We start from the raw sequence: 19,641 nt of genomic DNA, 5'->3' as shown, positions 1-19,641 counted from the left end.
GAATAAGGCAGTGAATATATATTTAACTAAAGCAGAAATAAAAGATGCAGAAACTATTCATGAGATGCAAATCAAAGCATTTATGTCATTACTATCGAAATATAAAGATTTTGAAACTAGTCCTGCAAATGAATTAGTAGAAAAAACCGTTATGCGAATAAATCAAGAATTTACAGATTACTATATTATTAAAAGAGATAATACAACTGTTGGTTGCATAAGAATAGTAAAAAAGGATAATAAACTCTATCGTGTTAGCCCTATTTTCATCTTACCGGAATACCAAGGGTTTGGGATTGCACAAAAGGTTTTTAAAATTATTGAAGAATTATACCACGATGCAAAAGCATGGGAATTAGATACTATATTACAAGAACCACGGAATTGTTATTTGTATGAAAAAATAGGCTATAAAAAAACTGGTAAAACTAAAATTATAAACAGCAAAATGACATTAGTATTTTATGAAAAACATCTTACAAACCTGAATAAATATAATTAAGAAGTTTATTTTAATAAATAAAAAAATGGATATTATTTTAAAAAAGTTAGACAATAAAGAAGATAAAAAAGAAATTTAAAGTATCATCGAAGCTAAATTTGAGATGTGAGGTAGGTGAAACAATGAAAAAAAAGAGTATGATAATAGTAAGTATTGTAGTAATAGCGGTTGTTTTATTTGGATTAAGTATGGGTGTTGCTACCCTTAAATGAACAAAGCTTTTTTATTAAAATAGAGGTCCTAAAGACGAGTCATAAAACAAACAACCATAGAATAAAAAAATTATGTTATAATTTAATTAAGTTGAAATTTTAGAAATAACAAACTAACTTTAAGGATAAGGGGTTACAAGAATAATGAAAATTTTTAAAAACTTTATAAGTTATTATGGGCCATATAAGGCTCTATTTTTTGCAGATATGTTTTGTGCATTAATTTTATCTGCAATAGATTTAGTTTTTCCGTTAATAGTAAGGTATTTGTTAAATGATGTTTATGTTTTACAAGATGGAAATAAGATAATTAAATATGTTATATATGTTGGTATAGCTCTATTAATTATGTATATTGTTCGGTACTTTTGTCAGTATTTCATAACCTCATGGGGACATATAATGGGAGCGAAGATGGAAGCAAATATGAGAAAAGATATTTTTGACAATCTTCAAAGACAATCTTTTTCTTATTATGATGAAGCAAGTACTGGGAAGCTTATGTCAAGAATAGTTACAGACCTTTTTGATATTTCAGAACTTGCTCATCATGGACCTGAGGATGTATTCATATCCATACTAAAAATAGTTGGATCTTTTGTTATACTTGCAGGTATAAATTCAAAAATAACACTTATACTTCTTTTATTTACATTAGTAATGTTATATTTTTCATACTTCTATAATCAGAAAATGCGAGATGTTTTTGTTAAAAATAAAGAGAAGATAGCAGGAGTAAATGCACAAATTCACGACAGCTTAGAAGGTATAAGAGTAGTGAAATCATTTGCTAATGAGGAAATTGAAAATGCAAAATTTACTAAAGGTAATAATGAATATTTAAAGACCAAAGAGGATAGCTATTTTATAATGGGCAGATTTTTTAGTGGTAATACCTTTTTTCAAGGATTGCTTTATCTTAGTGTTATTCTTGCTGGTGGTGTATTTATAAGCGACGGTTCATTAAAAATAACTGATCTTGTAGTATATATACTTTATATCAATACGTTTTTAAATCCTATTGATAAGCTTGTAAATTTTACAGAGCAGTTTCAAAGAGGGCTTTCAGGATTTCAAAGATTTATTGACGTTATAAACACAAAGCCAGATATAACAGATAAAGAGGATGCAGTAGAACTTGCAAATCCTAAGGGCGAGATATCTTTTAATAATGTATCATTTAGTTATAATAATAGTAGTGATATATTAAGCAATATAAATATAAAAATACAATCTGGTAAGAATATTGAACTTGTTGGTCCATCAGGTGGTGGTAAAACAACATTTTCAAGTCTAATACCAAGGTTTTATGAGGTAAATGATGGCTGCATAACAATAGATGGTATTGATATACGAGATATAAAACTTAAATCACTTAGGAAATCTATTGGAATAGTTCAGCAGGATGTTTATTTGTTTGCTGGAAGCATTAGAGAAAACATATTATATGGTAGGCCTGGAGCATTGGAAAATGAAATAATTGAGGCAGCCAAGAAGGCAAACATTCATGAGTTTATTATGAGTCTTGAGCATGGTTATGATACTTATACTGGTGAGAGAGGAGTAAAACTTTCTGGTGGACAAAAACAAAGAATATCTATAGCAAGAGTATTTTTAAAAAATCCATCAATCCTAATACTCGATGAAGCAACTTCTGCTCTTGATAATGAAAACGAACAATTTATTCAGAAATCATTGGAAGAACTTATGAAAAATAGGACTACTTTAGTTATCGCTCATAGATTAAGCACAATAAAAAATGCAGATGAGATAGTAGTACTTACTGATGAGGGAATAAACCAAAGAGGAACACATGAGGAGCTTATAGGTAAGGGAGGCGTGTATTCTTACCTTTACAATATGCAGTTTAAGTAATATAGTTATAGAAAGTTAATTAAGTAAAAACTAAAACAATTTACATAAAACAAAGCTGAAAAGGCTTTTTTTTATTACAATTTGATTAAAAACGTATCACTTCTTATTTGAGCAGCATATAAGTAATATAAAAACAAATAAGGAGGGGTACGTGATGGCAGAAATAATTATTCAATATGTATTAATAGTGTTTTTAGTAATCGGACTTGGTTATTTAGCTTACTTATTAAAGGATAAGGATAACAATTTAAAAGATGATTATTTTGGGTTTGCCTCTGTAATACTTGGATCTTTAGCTAACAGCGAATCTACACCCGCAAATGCAAAAATAATTCTTAGAATTATTTCGCAAGTTGTACAATTTGTAGAAACTAACTATAAAAACAGCGATAATGCCCTTAAAGAAGAGAAAGCTATTCAATTAGCGAAAGATTCTACTAGTGTATTAAGTTTTAAAGATAATATAGATAGTGAAAGTTTAAAATATTTAATAAGAGTGGCAGTAGCACTATTGCCACCAACTAATAAAATAATTAAGTAAGGTGGGGACAAAAATCAAAGTAAACTACGGTATTGGCCGGCAGAAAAGTTTTACTTTGCTGGTCAATATTTTATAGAAAACAGGGTAAAAAGTTGAGCTTAAATAATAAAAAAGGATAAAGCTATCCTTTAAAATAGAAACTAATGTTCTATTTTTTTATTAAATTCTCTTTACCTTTTGTGAATAAACATATAAAATAGCAAATGTGTGATAAAATTTTACTGGAGGATTTTTATGAGTTTTGAAAATGAAGAAATTCCAACATATGATGTAACAGACTTAACTTCTCTAGAAAAGCTAGAGCCTGTAAGGATAAGACCAGGCATGTACATAGGTTCTACAGGAAGCAAAGGACTACATCATTGCATATGGGAGATATTAGATAACTCTATAGATGAGATAGCTAATGGCTATGGAGATAAAGCTAAAATAATATTAAATGAAGATAAAAGTGTCACTATTATTGATAATGGTAGGGGGATTCCTACAGGAATGCATCCTATAAAAAATAAATCTGGTGTTGAAATGGTTTTTACAGAACTTCACACTGGTGGAAAGTTTAATAATAAAAATTATAAGACTTCTGGTGGACTCCATGGTGTTGGAGCAGCGGTTGTAAATGCATTATCGGAATGGTTGGTTGTTGAAATAAAACAAAAGGGAAAAATTTTCTCTCAAAGATTTGAATATTCATTTGATAAAGAGTTAAAAAGACCTATGCCAGGTACACCAGTTAGTAAGCTTGAGGTAATTGGTCAGTCAAAAGAAACGGGTAGTAAAGTTACATTTATGCCTGATAAAAGGGTATTTACAACCCTTGAATTTAACTCGGATTTTATTGATGAGAGACTACAAGAATTGGCGTTTCAAAATAAAGGAATTACATTAGTGTTTATTGATAATAGAAAAGAAGGAAATGCTATAAAGGAATATCACTCAGATAGAGGGTTATTAGATTTTATTGACTATCTAAATGAGAGTAAGACCCTTCTACATAAGGAACCTATATTTTTTCAAGGTGAAAAAGAAATAAATGGGATACAATTATACGGTGAAGTATGCATGCAGTTTACTGATTCTACTACAGAATACATTGCGAGCTACGTTAATAATATACCGACTACAGAGTCTGGAACTCACGAGACCGGTTTTAAAACTGGTATGACAAGGGCTTTTAAAGATGGTGCTAAAAAACTTAATCTTTTGAAAGAGAAAGATAAGGATAAAGATTTTGAAGGTGACGATTTAAGAGAAGGAATGACAGCGATAGTTAGAATTAAAATAAGTAATCCAATATTTGAGGGCCAAACTAAAAGCAAGTTAGGAAATAATGAGGCATATAGCATGATGAATGAGCTTTGTTATGTTAAAATTTTAGAATGGATAGAAGACAACAAAGAAATGGCTACTAACATAATAAACAATGCTATTTCTGCTGCATCTAGAAGAGATAAAATAAAGAAAATTAATGATGCGGAAAGAAAAAAGATAGGTAAGGGAGCATCACCGCTTGCAGGGAAAATTGCGGTATGCACATTAAAAAATTCAGAGTTTACCGAATTTATAGTAGTTGAAGGAGATTCAGCTGGTGGAAGTGCTAAGCAAGCTCGTGATAGAAGATTTCAAACTATAATGCCATCTAAGGGTAAAATTATGAATACAGAAAAGCAAAAGCTAGAAAATGTATTGGCTAGTGAAGAACTTAAAATATTTAATACGGCTATTGGAACTGGAGTTTTAGATAATTATATTGAGAAAGATTTAAAATATGGTAAGATAATTATTTTAAGTGATGCAGATGTTGATGGATACCACATTAGAACATTATGGATGACTTTTATTTATAGATATATGAGGCCACTCATTGCGAATGGTCATCTTTATATGGGAATGCCACCACTTTATAAGGTTTATAAGGCTAGTAAGACTGGAGAAGTGGTTAAGTATGCATATAGTGATGAGCAACTAGAAATGACTAAAAAAGAAATTGGGAAAGGTGCGCTTATTCAAAGATATAAGGGACTTGGAGAAATGAACCCAGATCAACTTTGGGAAACTACGCTAAATCCAATTACGAGGACACTTCAACAAGTTACTATAGAAGATGCAGCAAAAGCTGAGAAAATGGTTTCTCTTCTAATGGGAGATGTGGTTGCACCAAGAAAAAGTTACATGTATAAATATGCTGAGTTTTAGGAGGAATTTTAAATGGCAAAAAAAATTGATATACCAAAAGATAATAATATAATAATGACACCAATAGAAGAAGCAATGCCAGATAATTACCTCCCATATGCTGTTGAGGTTGCTAGGGAAAGAGCGCTTCCAGACGTGAGAGATGGTTTAAAACCAGTACATAGAAGAATTCTTTATGGCGCATATATGTTAAAGGCATTTCCAGACAAACCTTATTATAAATCAGCAAGAATTGTTGGAGATATTCTTGGTAAATACCATCCACATGGAGATAGCTCTGTTTATGGTGCAATGGTAATACTTGCTCAAGATTTCGCTACAAGAAAACCTTTAATAGATGGGCATGGAAACTGGGGAAGTCAAGATGGAGATAACGCGGCTGCTATGCGTTATACAGAAGCAAGGCTTTCTCCTATTGCTCTTGAAATGATAAGGGATATTGATAAAGGCGTTGTGGAAATGGTAAATAACTACTCTGATACAGAGAAGGAACCATCGGTACTTCCATCAAGATATCCAAATTTGCTAGTTAATGGAACGTTTGGTATTGCAGTAGGAATAGCTACGAATATACCACCTCATAATTTAGGAGAGATAATTGATGGGCTACTCGCTTATGCTGATAATAATGAAATTACAACAAAACAACTTATGGAGCATATTAAAGGACCAGATTTGCCAACAGGGGGTATTCTCATTGGAAGAAATGCTATAGAATCTGCATATGAAACCGGTGAGGGTAGAGTAACGTTACGTTCTAAAATGAAAATAGAGGTTTTAGAAAGTGGACGACTAGGCATAGTCATTACGGAGTTCCCTTATAGAAAAAATAAGGCGAAATTACTTCAATCAATTTCTGATATGACAGCAGAAAAGAAGCATTTTAAAGCATTAGAATCCATTGTAGATATTAGAGATGAATCTGATAGAACCGGACTTAGATCAGTTATTGAATTTAAGAAGTCTACAACTAGAGATATTGCCACAAAGGTACTTAATTACTTAATGAAGAAAACAGACCTACAATGCAATATACCATTTAACATGGTAGCACTTGCCAATGGAAAACCTCAAACAATGAGTCTTAAAACCATTCTTATGCATTACTTAAATCACCAAAAGGATGTTGTTACTAAAAGAACTCAAAGGGAGCTTGAAGTTGCACAAAATAGATTCCATGTTATAGAAGGATTTATTAAGGCAATAGATGTAATGGATGAAATTATTGTAACGATTAGAGGTTCAAAATCTAAAAAAGATGCTGGTCAAAATCTTATAGCGAAGTTTGATTTTTCAGAAATCCAAGCTGAAGCTATACTAGAACTTATGCTATATAGGCTAACGGGATTGGAACTTAAGATATTTTTAAAGGAATATAAAAAGTTGGAAATATTAATTAGGGGGTATAACAAAATTCTTGGAAGCGAAAAGGAACTTCTTAAAGTAATAAGAATGGAAATTTTAGAGATAAAAGAAAAATATGATGATCCAAGAAGAACTGAAATCATTGAGGATGATAACGAAGCTAAAATAGAGGTTGAAGATATAATACTAGACGAGGATATTATGGTAACTTTATCTAACGATGGTTATATAAAAAGAGTTCCTATGAAATATTATAATAGGTCTAATGTCAATATTTCTGATATCGAGTATAGAGAGGGAGATTTTAATTTATACTTAATTGGAACAAATACTAAAGAGACGTTAATGATTTTTACTGATATTGGGAATGTTTATCAATTAAGAGGAGATTTAGTTCCAGAATATAAGTGGAAGGAAAAAGGCGAAAGACTTGATACTCTTATTCGTGGAATGGATTTAACAAAAGAAAAAATTGTTGCTAATGTTTTATTAAAGGATTTATCAACAAGTAAGCAATTTATGTTCTTTACTAATAAAGGAAACATTAAAAAAACATCTTTAGATAAATTTGTTACAAGTTATTCTAAATTATCTGCTTTAAAACTAAAAGAAGATGAAAAGCTTATTAATATTAGTTTGATTGATAAGAAAAGGAAAGAAGCGTATATAAAGGTAATTACTAAAGAAGGTCTAGAATTTTCTATAGAGGAACCAAAACTTAAAGCGGTAGAGAGAAATGTAATTGGTACTCAGTTATTTAATTTAACATTTGGTGATGAAGTGGTAAAACTTGAATATACAAAGGACTATGATTATAAAGAATTTTATATTAGTTTAAATGCAAAAGGTGTTATAAAAATATCAAGTAGAAAGACTAATACGCTATTAAGTACCTATACAAAATCATCTTCAACATTATTAATATTTACGCAAAATGGGTTAGTTCATAAATTACATAGCTATATGGTTCAGAATATTACTATAAAGGGTACATGTATAAATACACTTCTTGATAATTTTAATTCAGATGATAAAATAGCACAGATAATTTCTGTTGATAATTTTGATGAAGAAAGAAGTCTGTACTTATTTTCAAAGAAGGGATTTACAAAACGAACTAAACTTTGTGAATTAGAAGGTGAGTTTAATTCTACTTTGGTTTATAAACTTAAAACAGAAGAGGATAGGTTGATTTTTGTAGAAATTAATGATGATAGGGTAGAAAAAGATGTAATAATTGTGACTAAAAAGGCAATGTGTATAAGATTTAATGTAAATACAATTAATTTTATGGGCAAAGGTGCATCAGGAGTAACTGGAATAAGTTTAAAAGACAATGATGAAGTTATATTTGTAAATTTGATAGATGCAAAAGAGGGAAATATAGATACAAAAGCAAATAATATAGAAGGCATAAACAATATTATTGCTACAGGTGACGAGAATTTAAGTTTGACGGTTAGTTCATCTGGTGGTGAAAATAAAATTATAAAACTTAATGATATAAATGTCCAAAATAGAGCAGGTAGGGGTAAAAACTTAACTAGTTCTCTTTTAGACGATTATATAGACAATGTTACCTTAAAATAGAGATATAAAAAAGGCACAGACTAAAGGTTAAATCATCTCCTGTGGAGCTGAAATATTAACGACTTCAGAAGGAGATTTATACTCCCACTGAAGTCGTTAATATTTGTTAGGGTATGTAACTTCCACTTATAGAAGAGGGAGACCTTCCTTCTGAAATGTCGTTAAATAAAACTTAATTTTAGAGTGCCTTTTTTTTATTAAATATAAAAAATTTATTAATTAAGAAGCCAAGTAGGCCTAAGATTATACAACCGATTAGCATGGACATGTTAAGCCAAAGATGATTTAAGTGAGCGATATTTCTATGGTAATGCATAAGGTGAATTAAGGGGTTTCTACGTGTTAAGTATACTAAAATAAAGCTATTTAAAATCATAGTAAAAAATAGAACAGATGCATATTGAAAGTAAGCGTTTTGGGGCTTATTTTCTTTAAAAGTAAATTTTTTATTTAAATTATAACCGCAAATCGAATAAATACAAAATGCAATGAGGTTAAAAAGAAATAATGTTTTTCCATGAGTTATGCCGGTGGTATATGATAGAATGTTTAATATGACAATATCTATTATAGTGTTGGATGCACCAACTATAGAATACTTAATAAATTGAGCTAGGGACTGAGTTCTTTTATGTTTATTGTTCATATAATATTTTTCTTAAAAAAATATGTTTAAGAAATTAGTCACCACCTTTAAAAAATATATTAAAAAACTATTTGTAATATTAGTTTATATTAGTGTACAACAAAACAAAATAAAATAAAACAAAAACATATCAAAAAAAAGAAACGAGGTGGTTATGTGGAAAAGGTAAAGTTAACAAATGGTATAAATTTGTTATATAAAAAAACTGAAAACAATTTAACTTCTTTTACTATAGGGTTTGAGGCAGGCGCAAATAGAGAAGAAAAAGAAGAGTTAGGAGTTGCTCATGCGGTGGAGCATATGGTTTTTAAGGGTACTAATACGCGCAGCGAATATGAAATAAATAAACTATGTGATGAAACTTTTGGATTTTGCAATGCAATGACTAACTATCCATACGTGGTATATTATGGTACAACATTAGATGAGGATTTTGAAAAAGGATTTGAGATTTACTCGGATATTCTTTTAAATCCTTCTTTTAAAAATGAAGGATTCTGCGAGGAAATAGAAGTTATTTGCGCCGAACTAAAGGAATGGAAGGATGATTTGTATCAGTTTTGTGAAGATTCCATGTTTTATAATGGGTTTGAAAAGAGAAGAATTAAAAATCTAATTATAGGTACGCAGGAAAGTGTAAGGCGCATTACCATTAATCAGATTAAGAGTTTTTATGAAAAGAATTACACTGCTGATAATTGCGTAATAAGCGTTGTATCTTCTTTTAGTCTTAAGGAGATTTTGAAAATAGTTGAGAAATATATTGGTAATATGAAGGCTAAATTAGTTACTAAAAATGATGTGAAAAATTTAGAGAACATATATGAAAATAATAAACCTGGTACCTATTATGAATATAGAGAGGATTTGCAAGGTGCTAAAATTAAGTATTGCTTCCCAATAAATAATTTAAATAAGAGAGAAGTTAGTGCTCTAAAACTATTTAACTTAGTTTTTGGAGACGGTACAAGCAGTATTTTATTTGATGAGATTAGGACTAAGAGAGGCCTGGTCTATGATATAAGTAGTAAGATTAAAAATGAAATAGGAATAAAACTTTTTACAATATCACTTGGAACTTCAAATGAAAATGTGGAAAAAACTATAGAAATTATTAATTTTGAAATAGAAAAAGTTAAGAAACTTAGAAACTTTTTTGATGAGAAGTGTTTGCTGAAATTGTGTAAAAGTTATAAATTACGAAGAATGGTAGCCCTTGAGAAATCTATTCAAACTAGCGTAAGCTTATGTGCATATGAAATTATGTATAATGATGGGTTTGAGTTATTTTCGGAATTTGATGAAATGAAAAACATTACAGAGCTTGAGATAATGGATGTAGTAAACAAGGTTTTAGTTAATGCTACTGTGCAGGTTCTAATGGCAAAAGGGGAAAGTAGGAGATAATTATGGAGAAAAAGTGGTTACTAAGAAATACTACTAAAGATATTAGTTTACTGGCAAATAAATCAGGTGTAAGTCCAGTTGTAGCTAAGATTTTAATTGATAGAGGATTTGATAATGAAATAGCTATAAAAAAATTTATGCGAGCAAGTATAAAAGATTTGTATGATCCTTTCTTAATGAAAGATATGGAAAAAGCTATAGATATAATAAAACTCGCAATAGAAAACAAAGAAAAGATTGTGGTATATGGGGACTATGACGCTGATGGTGTTACGAGCACGGTTATAATGTATAAGGGATTAAAACGATGCCAGGCTAACGTAGAATATCATGTGCCAGATAGGGAACATGAGGGTTACGGTATAAATAGTGATAGGATAAGAAAACTAAATGATGAAGGATTTAAAGTAGTTTTAACCTGCGATAATGGAATTGCAGCTACCCCGCAGGTAAAACTAGCAAAAGAATTAGGGATGATTGTTATAGTAACGGATCATCATGAGTTACAATTTGAGGAAAATGAGGAAGGCGAAAGAAATTTTAAGTTACCACCAGCAGATGCTGTTATTAACCCAAAACAAAGTGAATGTAATTATCCATTTAAAAATTTATGTGGTGCAGGTATTGCATTAAAATTTGTACAAGCACTATTTATGAAAATTGGAATTGATATGAAATTTGCAAATGAATTTATTGAAATCGCAGGGATAGGAACTATTTGTGATGTTGTGGATTTAGTAGATGAGAATAGGATAATTGCGAAAAACGCCTTAGAGATGTTAACTAATACAAAGAATCTTGGGTTAAAGTGTTTAAAGGAAATGTTAAGTATTAATGATAAAGAGATTAAGTGTTATCATGTTGGTTTTCAAATAGGACCATGTATAAATGCCACCGGCAGGTTAGAATCCGCATCTATATCAGTTGAACTGCTCCTATGTGAGGAAGAAGATAAAGCAAAAGAGCTTGCTAAAACTTTATTTGATCTTAATAAAAAAAGGCAAGAAATGACTACAGAAAATGTAGAAGAGGTTATAGAACTTATACATAATTCCACTTTTAAAAATGATAAAGTATTAGTAATCTATAAAGACACTATTCATGAAAGTATTGCAGGAATTGTAGCAGGGCGTGTTAGGGAAACTTTTAATGTACCAACTATAATATTAACAAAAGGAAAAGAAACGCCTAAAGGTTCAGCAAGATCTATAAAAGAATATAATTTATTTGAGGAATTAATAAAATGTAAAGAGTTACTTGAAAAGTTTGGAGGACATCCAATGGCTGCAGGACTTTCAATAAAAGAAGAAAATATAGAAAAGTTAAGGCAAAAATTAAATAATATTTGTACATTAACAGATGAGGATATAAAACCTAAGATAAGAATAGATCAGAGAATGCCATTAGGTAAAATAAATTACGAAATGATAAATGAGTTAGAACAGTTAGAACCATTTGGCAAAGGAAATTCGTCACCTTTACTTGCAGAAAAAAATATTCCTATATTAAAAATAGATATTTTGGGGAAAAACGCTAATACAATAAAAATAAAGTGTGTGGTAACCGGAGAAAATAAAACGATTGATGGAATATTTTTTAATAGGGTAGATGAATTTATAGAAATGTTAAAAGATAGATATGGAGAAGAACATATGAATTATCTATCAAACCCTAGAGGAATGAAATTAGACTTAATTTTTTCACCTCAAATAAATGAGTATAATGGGCGTAAATCTATTCAACTTAAGATTTTAGAATTTAAACTTAGTTAATCATCTTGTTAACAAACAGAATAAAGACACATAGACTATTTTCTATGTGTCTTTATTATTAATTCTTTATTAAATTTTTCTAATTATAAATTTCTTTCATATTGTTCAACCATTTTTTTAACCATTTGTCCACCCACAGAACCACATTGTCTTGAAGTTAAGTCACCATTGTAATCCGAAAAGTTGACTCCTAATTCTTTTGCAGTTTCCATTTTGAATGAATATAATCCAGCTCTAGCTTCAGGTACTAATTGTCTGTTTGACATTTTAATCACTCCTTCTATATTTTATTTTGGTTATGATAGTAGCTTGTGCAGAAATAAGAAATATATAATAGAATCTTTACGGGAAATTAGGAAAGTAAATCATTTTAAATAAATATTTGTAAGTAAACTAAATAAAAAGCTAAGAGGTATATGACTTGCATATACCTCTTAACTAATATCAAAAATTTAAATTATAAATTTTTCTCGTATTGTTCAACCATTTTTTTAGTCATCTGTCCGCCTACTGATCCATTTTGTCTAGAAGTAAGGTCACCATTGTAACCTTCTTTTAAATCAACTCCAACTTCTTTAGCAGCTTCCATTTTAAATTTATTAAGTCCTGCTTTTGCTTGTGGTACTAATGTTTTATTTGACATTTTCAATCACTCCTTCTATAATTTATTTTTGTTAAAACAATTTATTATTGATAATTTTTTAATATACAACTTAACTAAAATTTGAATTATAAGTTGTTCTCGTATTGCTCTACCATTTTTTTAACCATTTGTCCGCCTACTGATCCATTCTGTCTTGAAGTAAGATCGCCATTGTAACCATCTGTTAAATTAACTCCAACTTCTTTTGCAGCTTCCATTTTGAATTTGTTAAGACCTGCTTTTGCTTGTGGTACTAATGTTTTATTTGCCATTGTTAATCACTCCTTTTTAATATATTTTTGTTATGATAATATTTTGTGCATAAATTAGAAATTTATAATATAATATTTCAGGTAAATAAGGAATTATAAGGTTTATTATAAGTTTTTCTCGTACTGTTCAACCATTTTTTTAACCATTTGTCCGCCTACTGATCCATTTTGTCTAGAAGTAAGATCTCCATTGTAACCATCTGTCAAATTAACTCCAACTTCTTGAGCTGCTTCCATTTTAAATTTGTTAAGACCTGCTCTTGCTTCTGGTACTAATGTTCTGTTTGCCATAATAATTGCCTCCTTTTATTTTTGTGATTACTTTATGATAGTAGTTTAACCGCATATTCTTTTTTTATATTAGTTGATTGAAGGATAATTTTGAAAATCATAAGTTGTTTAGAAAATTATGGATAACTAAAGTTTTAATAAATACTGAACTTCTTATTCTAATTAGTATATAATAAGATAGTATAAACTGAATAAAGCATGTTTCAAAAGGAGTGTTAAAGTGGAAAAACATAAAATAATAATGACTGGTGGAGGTTCAGCAGGACATGTAACACCAAATCTTGCGCTTGTACCTAAACTTAAAATGTTAGGTTATGAAATTGAATATATTGGCACAAAGGAAGGTATAGAAAGGGAAATAATAGAGGGTGAAAATATTAAGTATTTTCCTATATCTAGCGGAAAACTTAGAAGATATTTTGATTTAAAAAATTTTACAGATCCTTTAAAAGTAATTAAAGGCATTTTTGAGGCTAAAAAGATTATTAAAATGGAAAAACCTGATATTGTTTTTTCTAAAGGTGGATTTGTTTCTGTTCCTGTTGTGCTTGCTGCATTTTTCAACAAAGTACCAGTAATTGCTCATGAATGTGATATTACACCAGGACTTGCGAATAGATTAGTATCTCCTTATTGTACAAAAGTATGTGTAACTTTTCCAGAAGCATTAAAAGAATTAAAAAAGGGAAAAGGTGTTGTAACTGGTAATCCTATTAGGCGTGAATTGTTTGAAGGAAATAAAATTAAAGGTAACCAAATATGTGGCTTTAAAAATAATAAACCAGTACTTATGATTATAGGTGGTAGTTTAGGATCTAAAGTTATAAATGATGCTATAAGGGCAAAACTTGATAAATTATTATTAGAGTATAATGTTATTCATATTTGTGGTAGTGGCAATATTGATAAATTACTTCAAAACAAAGAGGGATATAAGCAATTTGATTATATAAAATATGAATTACCTCATTTATTGGCTAGTGCAGACATTGTCGTATCTAGGGCAGGAGCAAATGTTATTTTTGAATTACTTGCTCTAAGAAAACCTAATTTATTAATACCACTATCCGCGAAGGCTAGTCGTGGGGACCAAATACTTAATGCAAGATCTTTTGAAAAAAGTGGGTATAGTATGGTTATTCAAGATGAAGACCTTACACCAGAAAATTTAGAAATTAAAATTAAAGAATTGTATAATGATAGAAATAAGTATATTGAAAAAATGGATAATAGCAATACTGAAAAAAGTATTGACTTAATAGTAGAATTAATAGAAAAATATAGGAAAAGATGAAAAAGTTAAAATTTCTTCACTCTTTTTATATTATAGGAGAGAATAAATGGGTTATAAAATATGATAAAATATTAACAATGTTTTGTTATATTTAGAGACTATTATATGACAAACTGTACTATAACACTAAATTATTGTACTTATATATTATTTTATAAAGAATATTTTAAAATATAATGTAGTATTTATAACGAAAAAACTTGAATATTATTCATATTGATGTATAATTAACTTGTAACAAAGACTATCTATTAATATGAAAGCATGGGGTGATAGTAATGAAAAAATTAACAATAATTTACTTGAGTAACGGCGGAAATGTTGAAGTTTTAGCAAATCATATTGCTAAAGGTGCAAAGGATGCAGGGGCAGATGTATTACTTAAATTAGTTAGCGAAGCATCAGTTGAAGATGTAACTAATGCAGATGCAGTAGCATTTGGTAGTCCATCAATGGATAATAATAATATTGATCAAAAGGAAATGCAACCTTTTATTGATAAGTTTAAGTTGATTCCAGTTAATAATAAAATTACAGGTTTATTTGGATCTTATGGATGGGACAATGGAGAATTTATGAACAAATGGGTAAGTTTAATGAAAGAATATGAATTTAATGTAGTTCAAAATTTAATAGTTAACGAAGCTCCTACTAATGAACAATTAGTAAAAGCAGAAGAAATGGGAAAAAACTTGGTTAAATAAGGTTTTCTTATAGAAATATGTAGAATTATGAAATGATGAGGTCAGTTGAAGAATATGAAGAGTACAAGGGTTCATCATGGCTAGCTAGCGCTGAGAAGTGTTAGCTAGTTTTGCATAAAATCTATTAAAAAGTTATTATTTTTAAGTATAGAGATATTTTAATACAATACTCTTACTTTAAATTTAAATAAAAGCGTTTAAACAATTTTTATAATATTATTTAAGAAAGAAGGCTTATTAAATGAGAAAAATGAAAACAATGGACGGAAATACAGCAGCGGCACATGTTGCCTATGCATTTACTGATGTTGCAGCAATTTATCCTATAACACCATCATCAACGATGGCAGAATATTGCGATGAACTAGCAGCAAAAGGAACAAAGAATATATTTGGTCAAAAAGTTAAACTTATGGAAATGCAATCAGAAGGAGCAGCAGCTGGTGCAGTACATGGTTCACTTCAAACTGGAGCATTAACTACAACTTTTACATCTTCTCAAGGATTGTTATTAATGATTCCAAATATGTATAAAATTGCAGGAGAACTTTTACCAGGAGTACTTCATGTAGCAGCCAGATCACTTGCTACTCATGCTCTTAATATTTTTGGAGATCATCAAGATGTAATGGCAACTAGGCAAACAGGATTTGCTTTACTTGCATCAGGTAGTGTTCAAGAAGTAATGGATTTATCACCAGTTGCTCATTTATCAGCAATTGAGGGAAAAATTCCTTTTGTAAATTTCTTTGACGGATTTAGAACTTCTCATGAAATACAAAAAATAGAAGCATGGGATTATGAAACTCTAGGATCTCTTGTAAATCAAGAAGCGGTAGAAGCATTTAGAAGTCATGCAATGAACCCAGAACACCCAGTAACTCGTGGAACAGCACAAAATCCAGACATATATTTCCAAGGAAGAGAAGCTCAAAACAAATTTTATGATGCGCTTCCTGAAAAAGTTGAAACATATATGGGAAAAATAAACTCATTAATTGGAACAGACTACCACTTGTTTAATTATTATGGTGCACCTGATGCAGACAGAGTAATAATAGCAATGGGATCAGTTTGTGATACAATTGAAGAAACAATAGATTATTTAAATGCTAAGGGAGAAAAAGTTGGAGTACTTAAAGTTCATCTTTATAGACCATTCTCATTAGATCATTTCTTCAAATACATACCATCTACAGTTAAAAAAATATCAGTACTTGATAGAACAAAAGAATCAGGATCTAACGGAGAACCATTATACCAAGATGTTAGAAATGCTTATTTTGATGTAGAAAACAGACCAGCTATTGTTGGTGGAAGATATGGACTAGGATCAAAAGATACTACTCCAGCTCAAATCGTTGCTGTATATGAAGCATTAAAAGCAACTACTCCTAAAAACGGATTTACTATAGGAATAGTAGATGATGTTACTAATTTATCACTTCCAATGGGAGAAGAAATAACAACTACACCTGAAGGAACTAAAGAATGTAAATTCTGGGGACTTGGATCAGATGGTACTGTTGGAGCTAACAAGAGTGCTATAAAAATCATAGGTAACCATACAGAAATGTATGCTCAAGCATATTTTGCATATGATTCTAAAAAATCAGGTGGAATAACAGTTTCTCACTTAAGATTTGGTAAGAAAGCTATAAAATCACCATACTTAATAAGTTCTGCAGATTACGTTGCTTGTGGTAACCAAGCTTATGTAACTAAATATGATGTTCTAAAAGGAATTAAAGATGGCGGAACATTCTTATTGAATTGTATATGGAGTGTTGAAGAATTAGAACAACATTTACCATCAACAATGAAGAACTATATTGCTAGTCACAACATTAACTTCAATATTATTGATGCAGTTGGAATAGCAGGTAAAATAGGTCTTGGTGGAAGAGTTAACATGATTATGCAAGCTGCTTTCTTCAAATTAGCTAATATTATACCAGTAGAAGATGCAGTTAAGTATCTTAAAGCTGCTGTTATTACATCTTACGGTAAAAAAGGCGATAAGGTTATTAACATGAATAACGCTGCAATTGATGAAGGTGTTCAATCAGTTGTTAAAGTTAATGTACCAGCAAGCTGGAAAACAGTTAAAGATGCAACAGTAGAATTAGAAGCTAGACCAGACTTCGTTAAAAATATTGCTGATGTAATGAACAGACAAGAAGGAGATTCTTTACCTGTAAGTGCATTTGCTGGAATAGAAGATGGATCATTAATGCCAGGAACAGCAGCTTTCGAGAAGAGAGGAATTGCTGTTAACGTACCAGAATGGCAAATGGATAATTGTATACAATGTAATCAATGTGCATTTGTATGTCCTCATGCTGTAATAAGACCTTTCTTAACTAATGATGAAGATCTTAAAAACGCTCCAAAATCTTACGAAAGTAAGAAAGCTATTGGAAAAGGACTTGAAGGTCAACATTTTGCAATAGGTATTAGTAATGCAGATTGTAGTGGATGTGGTAACTGTGCAGAAGTTTGCCCAGCTAAAGAAAAAGCTTTAATAATGAAACCATATGCAACACAAGAAGCTAAATTACCAAACTGGAAGTTTAACATAAACTTACCTAAAAAAGAAAATCCAATGGGAACAGCTACTGTTAAGGGAAGCCAATTTGAGCAACCATTAATGGAATTCAGTGGTGCTTGTGCTGGATGTGGAGAAACTCCATATGCTAGACTTATAACTCAATTATTCGGAGATAGAATGTTAATTGCTAACGCTACAGGATGTACTTCAATCTGGGGCGGAAGTTCACCAGCTTCACCTTATACAGTTAATAAATGTGGTAAGGGACCAGCTTGGGCTAACTCATTATTCGAAGATAATGCTGAATTTGGATTTGGTATGTTCCTTGGAACTACTCAATTAAGAGATAAAGTTGAATTACTTGCTAATCAAGCTCTAACAATGAATACAAGTGATGCATTAAAAACAGCTATTAATGAATGGATTGAAAACAAAAATGATGGAGAAGGATCAAAAACTGCTACATCTAAATTGTTACCATTATTAACTGCTGAAAAAGATAGTAATGAAGCATTGAAAGAAATATTTGCAAAGAGAGATCATTTAGTTAAGAAATCTCAATGGATATTTGGTGGAGATGGCTGGGCTTATGATATTGGATATGGTGGAGTAGATCATATATTAGCATCTGGAGAAGATGTAAATGTATTTGTATTCGATACTGAAGTATATTCAAATACTGGTGGTCAGGCTTCAAAATCTACACCAACAGCTGCAGTTGCAAAATTTGCTGCTACTGGTAAGAGAACTAAGAAGAAAGATTTAGGTATGATGGCAATGACTTACGGATATGTTTATGTTGCTCAAATAGCAATGGGTGCTGATAAAGCTCAAACACTTAAAGCTATCAAAGAAGCAGAAGCATATAAAGGACCATCACTTATAATGGCTTATGCACCATGTATTAATCATGGTCTTAAAGTTGGAATGGGTTGTACACAATTAGAAACTAAGAGAGCTGTTGAATCTGGATACTGGGCTAATTATAGATATAATCCAGATCTTAAAGAAGCAGGAAAGAATCCTTTCGTATTAGATTCTAAAGAACCTACTACTTCATTTAGAGATTACTTAATGGGTGAAGTAAGATATTCTTCACTTGCTAAAACTTTCCCAGAAGTAGCAGAAGAATTATTTGTTAAAACAGAACAAGATGCTAAAGAAAGATTAGCAGGATACAAAAAACTTGCTAGTGAAAAATAGTATTTAAAATTTAAAAGAAAAAGGAAGATGGATTAAATTCCATCTTCCTTTTCCATTTACATTAACTTAACAAAAATAATTCAAAAAAACCCTTTTAATATTTTATGTTTTAGGGTAGAATTAAGGTATACTGAAACTAGGAGGTACTACATTATGAATGAAGATAAAAATACATCTTGCGGATGTGGTGGTCAAGAACATGACCATGAAAATAAAGGTTGCGGTTGCGGTGGCCATGAAAATGAAGAAAAAAATGAAGGCTGTGGATGTGGTGGTCATGAACATGATGAACATGAAGGCTGTGGTTGCGGATGTGGCGAAGGCGAAGGCGAAGCATTAACAGTAGATTTAGAAGATGAAAATGGTAATATAGTTCCATGTGAAATAGTAGATGGATTTACTTATAAAGAAAATGAATATGCTTTAGTTCAAAATCCTGAAGATGATTCAATATACCTTTTCAAGGTAGTTGGAGATGAAGAAACAGGCGAATTAGTTATTCCTGAAGATGAAGAATTTGCAGAAGTAACGGCATATTATGAAAATTTAATTAAAGAAGAAAAATAATTCTAGGAGG

Annotated in this window: 16 protein-coding genes; 11 read left to right on the top strand and 5 right to left on the bottom strand. The window is 30.4% G+C overall.

Annotation, left to right across the window (positions count from 1 at the left end):
• Positions 1-10 precede the first annotated feature (10 nt).
• The 5 genes from KPL37_RS04890 to KPL37_RS04870 all read left to right on the top strand — a co-directional run bounded on the left by KPL37_RS04890 (position 11) and on the right by KPL37_RS04870 (position 8,281).
• Positions 11-502 carry a GNAT family N-acetyltransferase gene (locus KPL37_RS04890; RefSeq protein ID WP_216146296.1) on the top strand — a complete coding sequence of 164 codons (492 nt, stop codon included), beginning with the start codon at positions 11-13 and terminating at the stop codon, positions 500-502.
• 356 nt (positions 503-858) lie between these two features.
• Entirely contained in the window at positions 859-2,589 is a 1,731-nt protein-coding gene (locus KPL37_RS04885) for an ABC transporter ATP-binding protein (RefSeq protein ID WP_216146295.1), read from the top strand.
• A gap of 154 nt (positions 2,590-2,743) precedes the next feature.
• Positions 2,744-3,130 (top strand): hypothetical protein, encoded by a 387-nt coding sequence (locus KPL37_RS04880; RefSeq protein ID WP_216146294.1) that lies wholly within the window; start codon positions 2,744-2,746, stop codon positions 3,128-3,130.
• A 234-nt stretch (positions 3,131-3,364) separates the two neighbouring features.
• A complete protein-coding gene (locus tag KPL37_RS04875) occupies positions 3,365-5,326 on the top strand; it encodes a DNA gyrase/topoisomerase IV subunit B (RefSeq protein ID WP_216146293.1) in 1,962 nt (653 codons plus the stop codon).
• A gap of 12 nt (positions 5,327-5,338) precedes the next feature.
• Positions 5,339-8,281, top strand: coding sequence for a DNA topoisomerase IV subunit A (locus KPL37_RS04870; protein WP_216146292.1), 2,943 nt, complete (start codon positions 5,339-5,341; stop codon positions 8,279-8,281).
• Between the two features lie 178 nt (positions 8,282-8,459).
• On the opposite strand, the gene KPL37_RS04865 is transcribed toward KPL37_RS04870, so the two are convergent.
• Positions 8,460-8,927 (bottom strand): GtrA family protein, encoded by a 468-nt coding sequence (locus KPL37_RS04865; RefSeq protein WP_216146291.1) that lies wholly within the window; start codon positions 8,925-8,927, stop codon positions 8,460-8,462.
• Between the two features lie 156 nt (positions 8,928-9,083).
• Between KPL37_RS04865 and KPL37_RS04860 the strand changes: the two genes are divergently transcribed.
• Positions 9,084-10,334 (top strand): M16 family metallopeptidase, encoded by a 1,251-nt coding sequence (locus KPL37_RS04860; protein WP_216146290.1) that lies wholly within the window; start codon positions 9,084-9,086, stop codon positions 10,332-10,334.
• A 2-nt stretch (positions 10,335-10,336) separates the two neighbouring features.
• Positions 10,337-12,106 carry a single-stranded-DNA-specific exonuclease RecJ gene (gene recJ, locus KPL37_RS04855; protein WP_216146289.1) on the top strand — a complete coding sequence of 590 codons (1,770 nt, stop codon included), beginning with the start codon at positions 10,337-10,339 and terminating at the stop codon, positions 12,104-12,106.
• 83 nt (positions 12,107-12,189) lie between these two features.
• Here recJ and KPL37_RS04850 read toward each other — a convergent pair whose 3' ends face one another.
• The 4 genes from KPL37_RS04850 to KPL37_RS04835 all read right to left on the bottom strand — a co-directional run bounded on the left by KPL37_RS04850 (position 12,190) and on the right by KPL37_RS04835 (position 13,312).
• Positions 12,190-12,372, bottom strand: coding sequence for an alpha/beta-type small acid-soluble spore protein (locus KPL37_RS04850; protein WP_216146288.1), 183 nt, complete (start codon positions 12,370-12,372; stop codon positions 12,190-12,192).
• Positions 12,373-12,563: 191 nt separating this feature from the next.
• On the bottom strand, positions 12,564-12,749 hold the full coding sequence (locus KPL37_RS04845) for an alpha/beta-type small acid-soluble spore protein (protein ID WP_216146287.1): 186 nt from the start codon (positions 12,747-12,749) through the stop codon (positions 12,564-12,566).
• A gap of 86 nt (positions 12,750-12,835) precedes the next feature.
• Positions 12,836-13,021: an alpha/beta-type small acid-soluble spore protein gene (locus tag KPL37_RS04840; protein ID WP_216146286.1), complete on the bottom strand. Its 186-nt coding sequence runs from the start codon at positions 13,019-13,021 to the stop codon at positions 12,836-12,838.
• A gap of 105 nt (positions 13,022-13,126) precedes the next feature.
• Positions 13,127-13,312 carry an alpha/beta-type small acid-soluble spore protein gene (locus KPL37_RS04835; RefSeq protein ID WP_216146285.1) on the bottom strand — a complete coding sequence of 62 codons (186 nt, stop codon included), beginning with the start codon at positions 13,310-13,312 and terminating at the stop codon, positions 13,127-13,129.
• 220 nt (positions 13,313-13,532) lie between these two features.
• On the opposite strand from KPL37_RS04835, the gene KPL37_RS04830 reads away from it, so the two are divergent.
• From KPL37_RS04830 to KPL37_RS04815, 4 genes are all read left to right on the top strand, one after another.
• A complete protein-coding gene (locus tag KPL37_RS04830; protein WP_216146284.1) occupies positions 13,533-14,606 on the top strand; it encodes an undecaprenyldiphospho-muramoylpentapeptide beta-N-acetylglucosaminyltransferase in 1,074 nt (357 codons plus the stop codon).
• Between the two features lie 278 nt (positions 14,607-14,884).
• Entirely contained in the window at positions 14,885-15,310 is a 426-nt protein-coding gene (locus KPL37_RS04825; RefSeq protein ID WP_216146283.1) for a flavodoxin, read from the top strand.
• A 241-nt stretch (positions 15,311-15,551) separates the two neighbouring features.
• Positions 15,552-19,064: a pyruvate:ferredoxin (flavodoxin) oxidoreductase gene (gene nifJ, locus KPL37_RS04820; protein ID WP_216146282.1), complete on the top strand. Its 3,513-nt coding sequence runs from the start codon at positions 15,552-15,554 to the stop codon at positions 19,062-19,064.
• Between the two features lie 153 nt (positions 19,065-19,217).
• Positions 19,218-19,631, top strand: a complete 414-nt coding sequence (locus KPL37_RS04815; RefSeq protein WP_216146281.1) for a DUF1292 domain-containing protein — start codon at positions 19,218-19,220, stop codon at positions 19,629-19,631.
• Positions 19,632-19,641: the final 10 nt, after the last annotated feature.

It is taken from the genome of Clostridium frigoris (assembly GCF_018861865.1).
Taxonomy (GTDB): Bacteria; Bacillota; Clostridia; order Clostridiales; family Clostridiaceae; genus Clostridium_AD; species Clostridium_AD frigoris.
The sequence above is the reverse complement of the archived record's forward strand: the minus strand, read 5'-3'. Positions and strand labels throughout refer to the sequence as shown.

Coding starts and splice junctions, on each gene's coding strand:
- KPL37_RS04875 (WP_216146293.1), top strand. CDS start 3,365: ATGAGTTTTGAAAATGAAGAAATTCCAACATATGATGTAACAGACTTA.
- nifJ (WP_216146282.1), top strand. CDS start 15,552: ATGAGAAAAATGAAAACAATGGACGGAAATACAGCAGCGGCACATGTT.
- KPL37_RS04840 (WP_216146286.1), bottom strand. CDS start 13,021: ATGGCAAATAAAACATTAGTACCACAAGCAAAAGCAGGTCTTAACAAA.
- KPL37_RS04815 (WP_216146281.1), top strand. CDS start 19,218: ATGAATGAAGATAAAAATACATCTTGCGGATGTGGTGGTCAAGAACAT.
- recJ (WP_216146289.1), top strand. CDS start 10,337: ATGGAGAAAAAGTGGTTACTAAGAAATACTACTAAAGATATTAGTTTA.
- KPL37_RS04845 (WP_216146287.1), bottom strand. CDS start 12,749: ATGTCAAATAAAACATTAGTACCACAAGCAAAAGCAGGACTTAATAAA.
- KPL37_RS04880 (WP_216146294.1), top strand. CDS start 2,744: ATGGCAGAAATAATTATTCAATATGTATTAATAGTGTTTTTAGTAATC.
- KPL37_RS04870 (WP_216146292.1), top strand. CDS start 5,339: ATGGCAAAAAAAATTGATATACCAAAAGATAATAATATAATAATGACA.
- KPL37_RS04825 (WP_216146283.1), top strand. CDS start 14,885: ATGAAAAAATTAACAATAATTTACTTGAGTAACGGCGGAAATGTTGAA.
- KPL37_RS04835 (WP_216146285.1), bottom strand. CDS start 13,312: ATGGCAAACAGAACATTAGTACCAGAAGCAAGAGCAGGTCTTAACAAA.
- KPL37_RS04850 (WP_216146288.1), bottom strand. CDS start 12,372: ATGTCAAACAGACAATTAGTACCTGAAGCTAGAGCTGGATTATATTCA.
- KPL37_RS04865 (WP_216146291.1), bottom strand. CDS start 8,927: ATGAACAATAAACATAAAAGAACTCAGTCCCTAGCTCAATTTATTAAG.
- KPL37_RS04885 (WP_216146295.1), top strand. CDS start 859: ATGAAAATTTTTAAAAACTTTATAAGTTATTATGGGCCATATAAGGCT.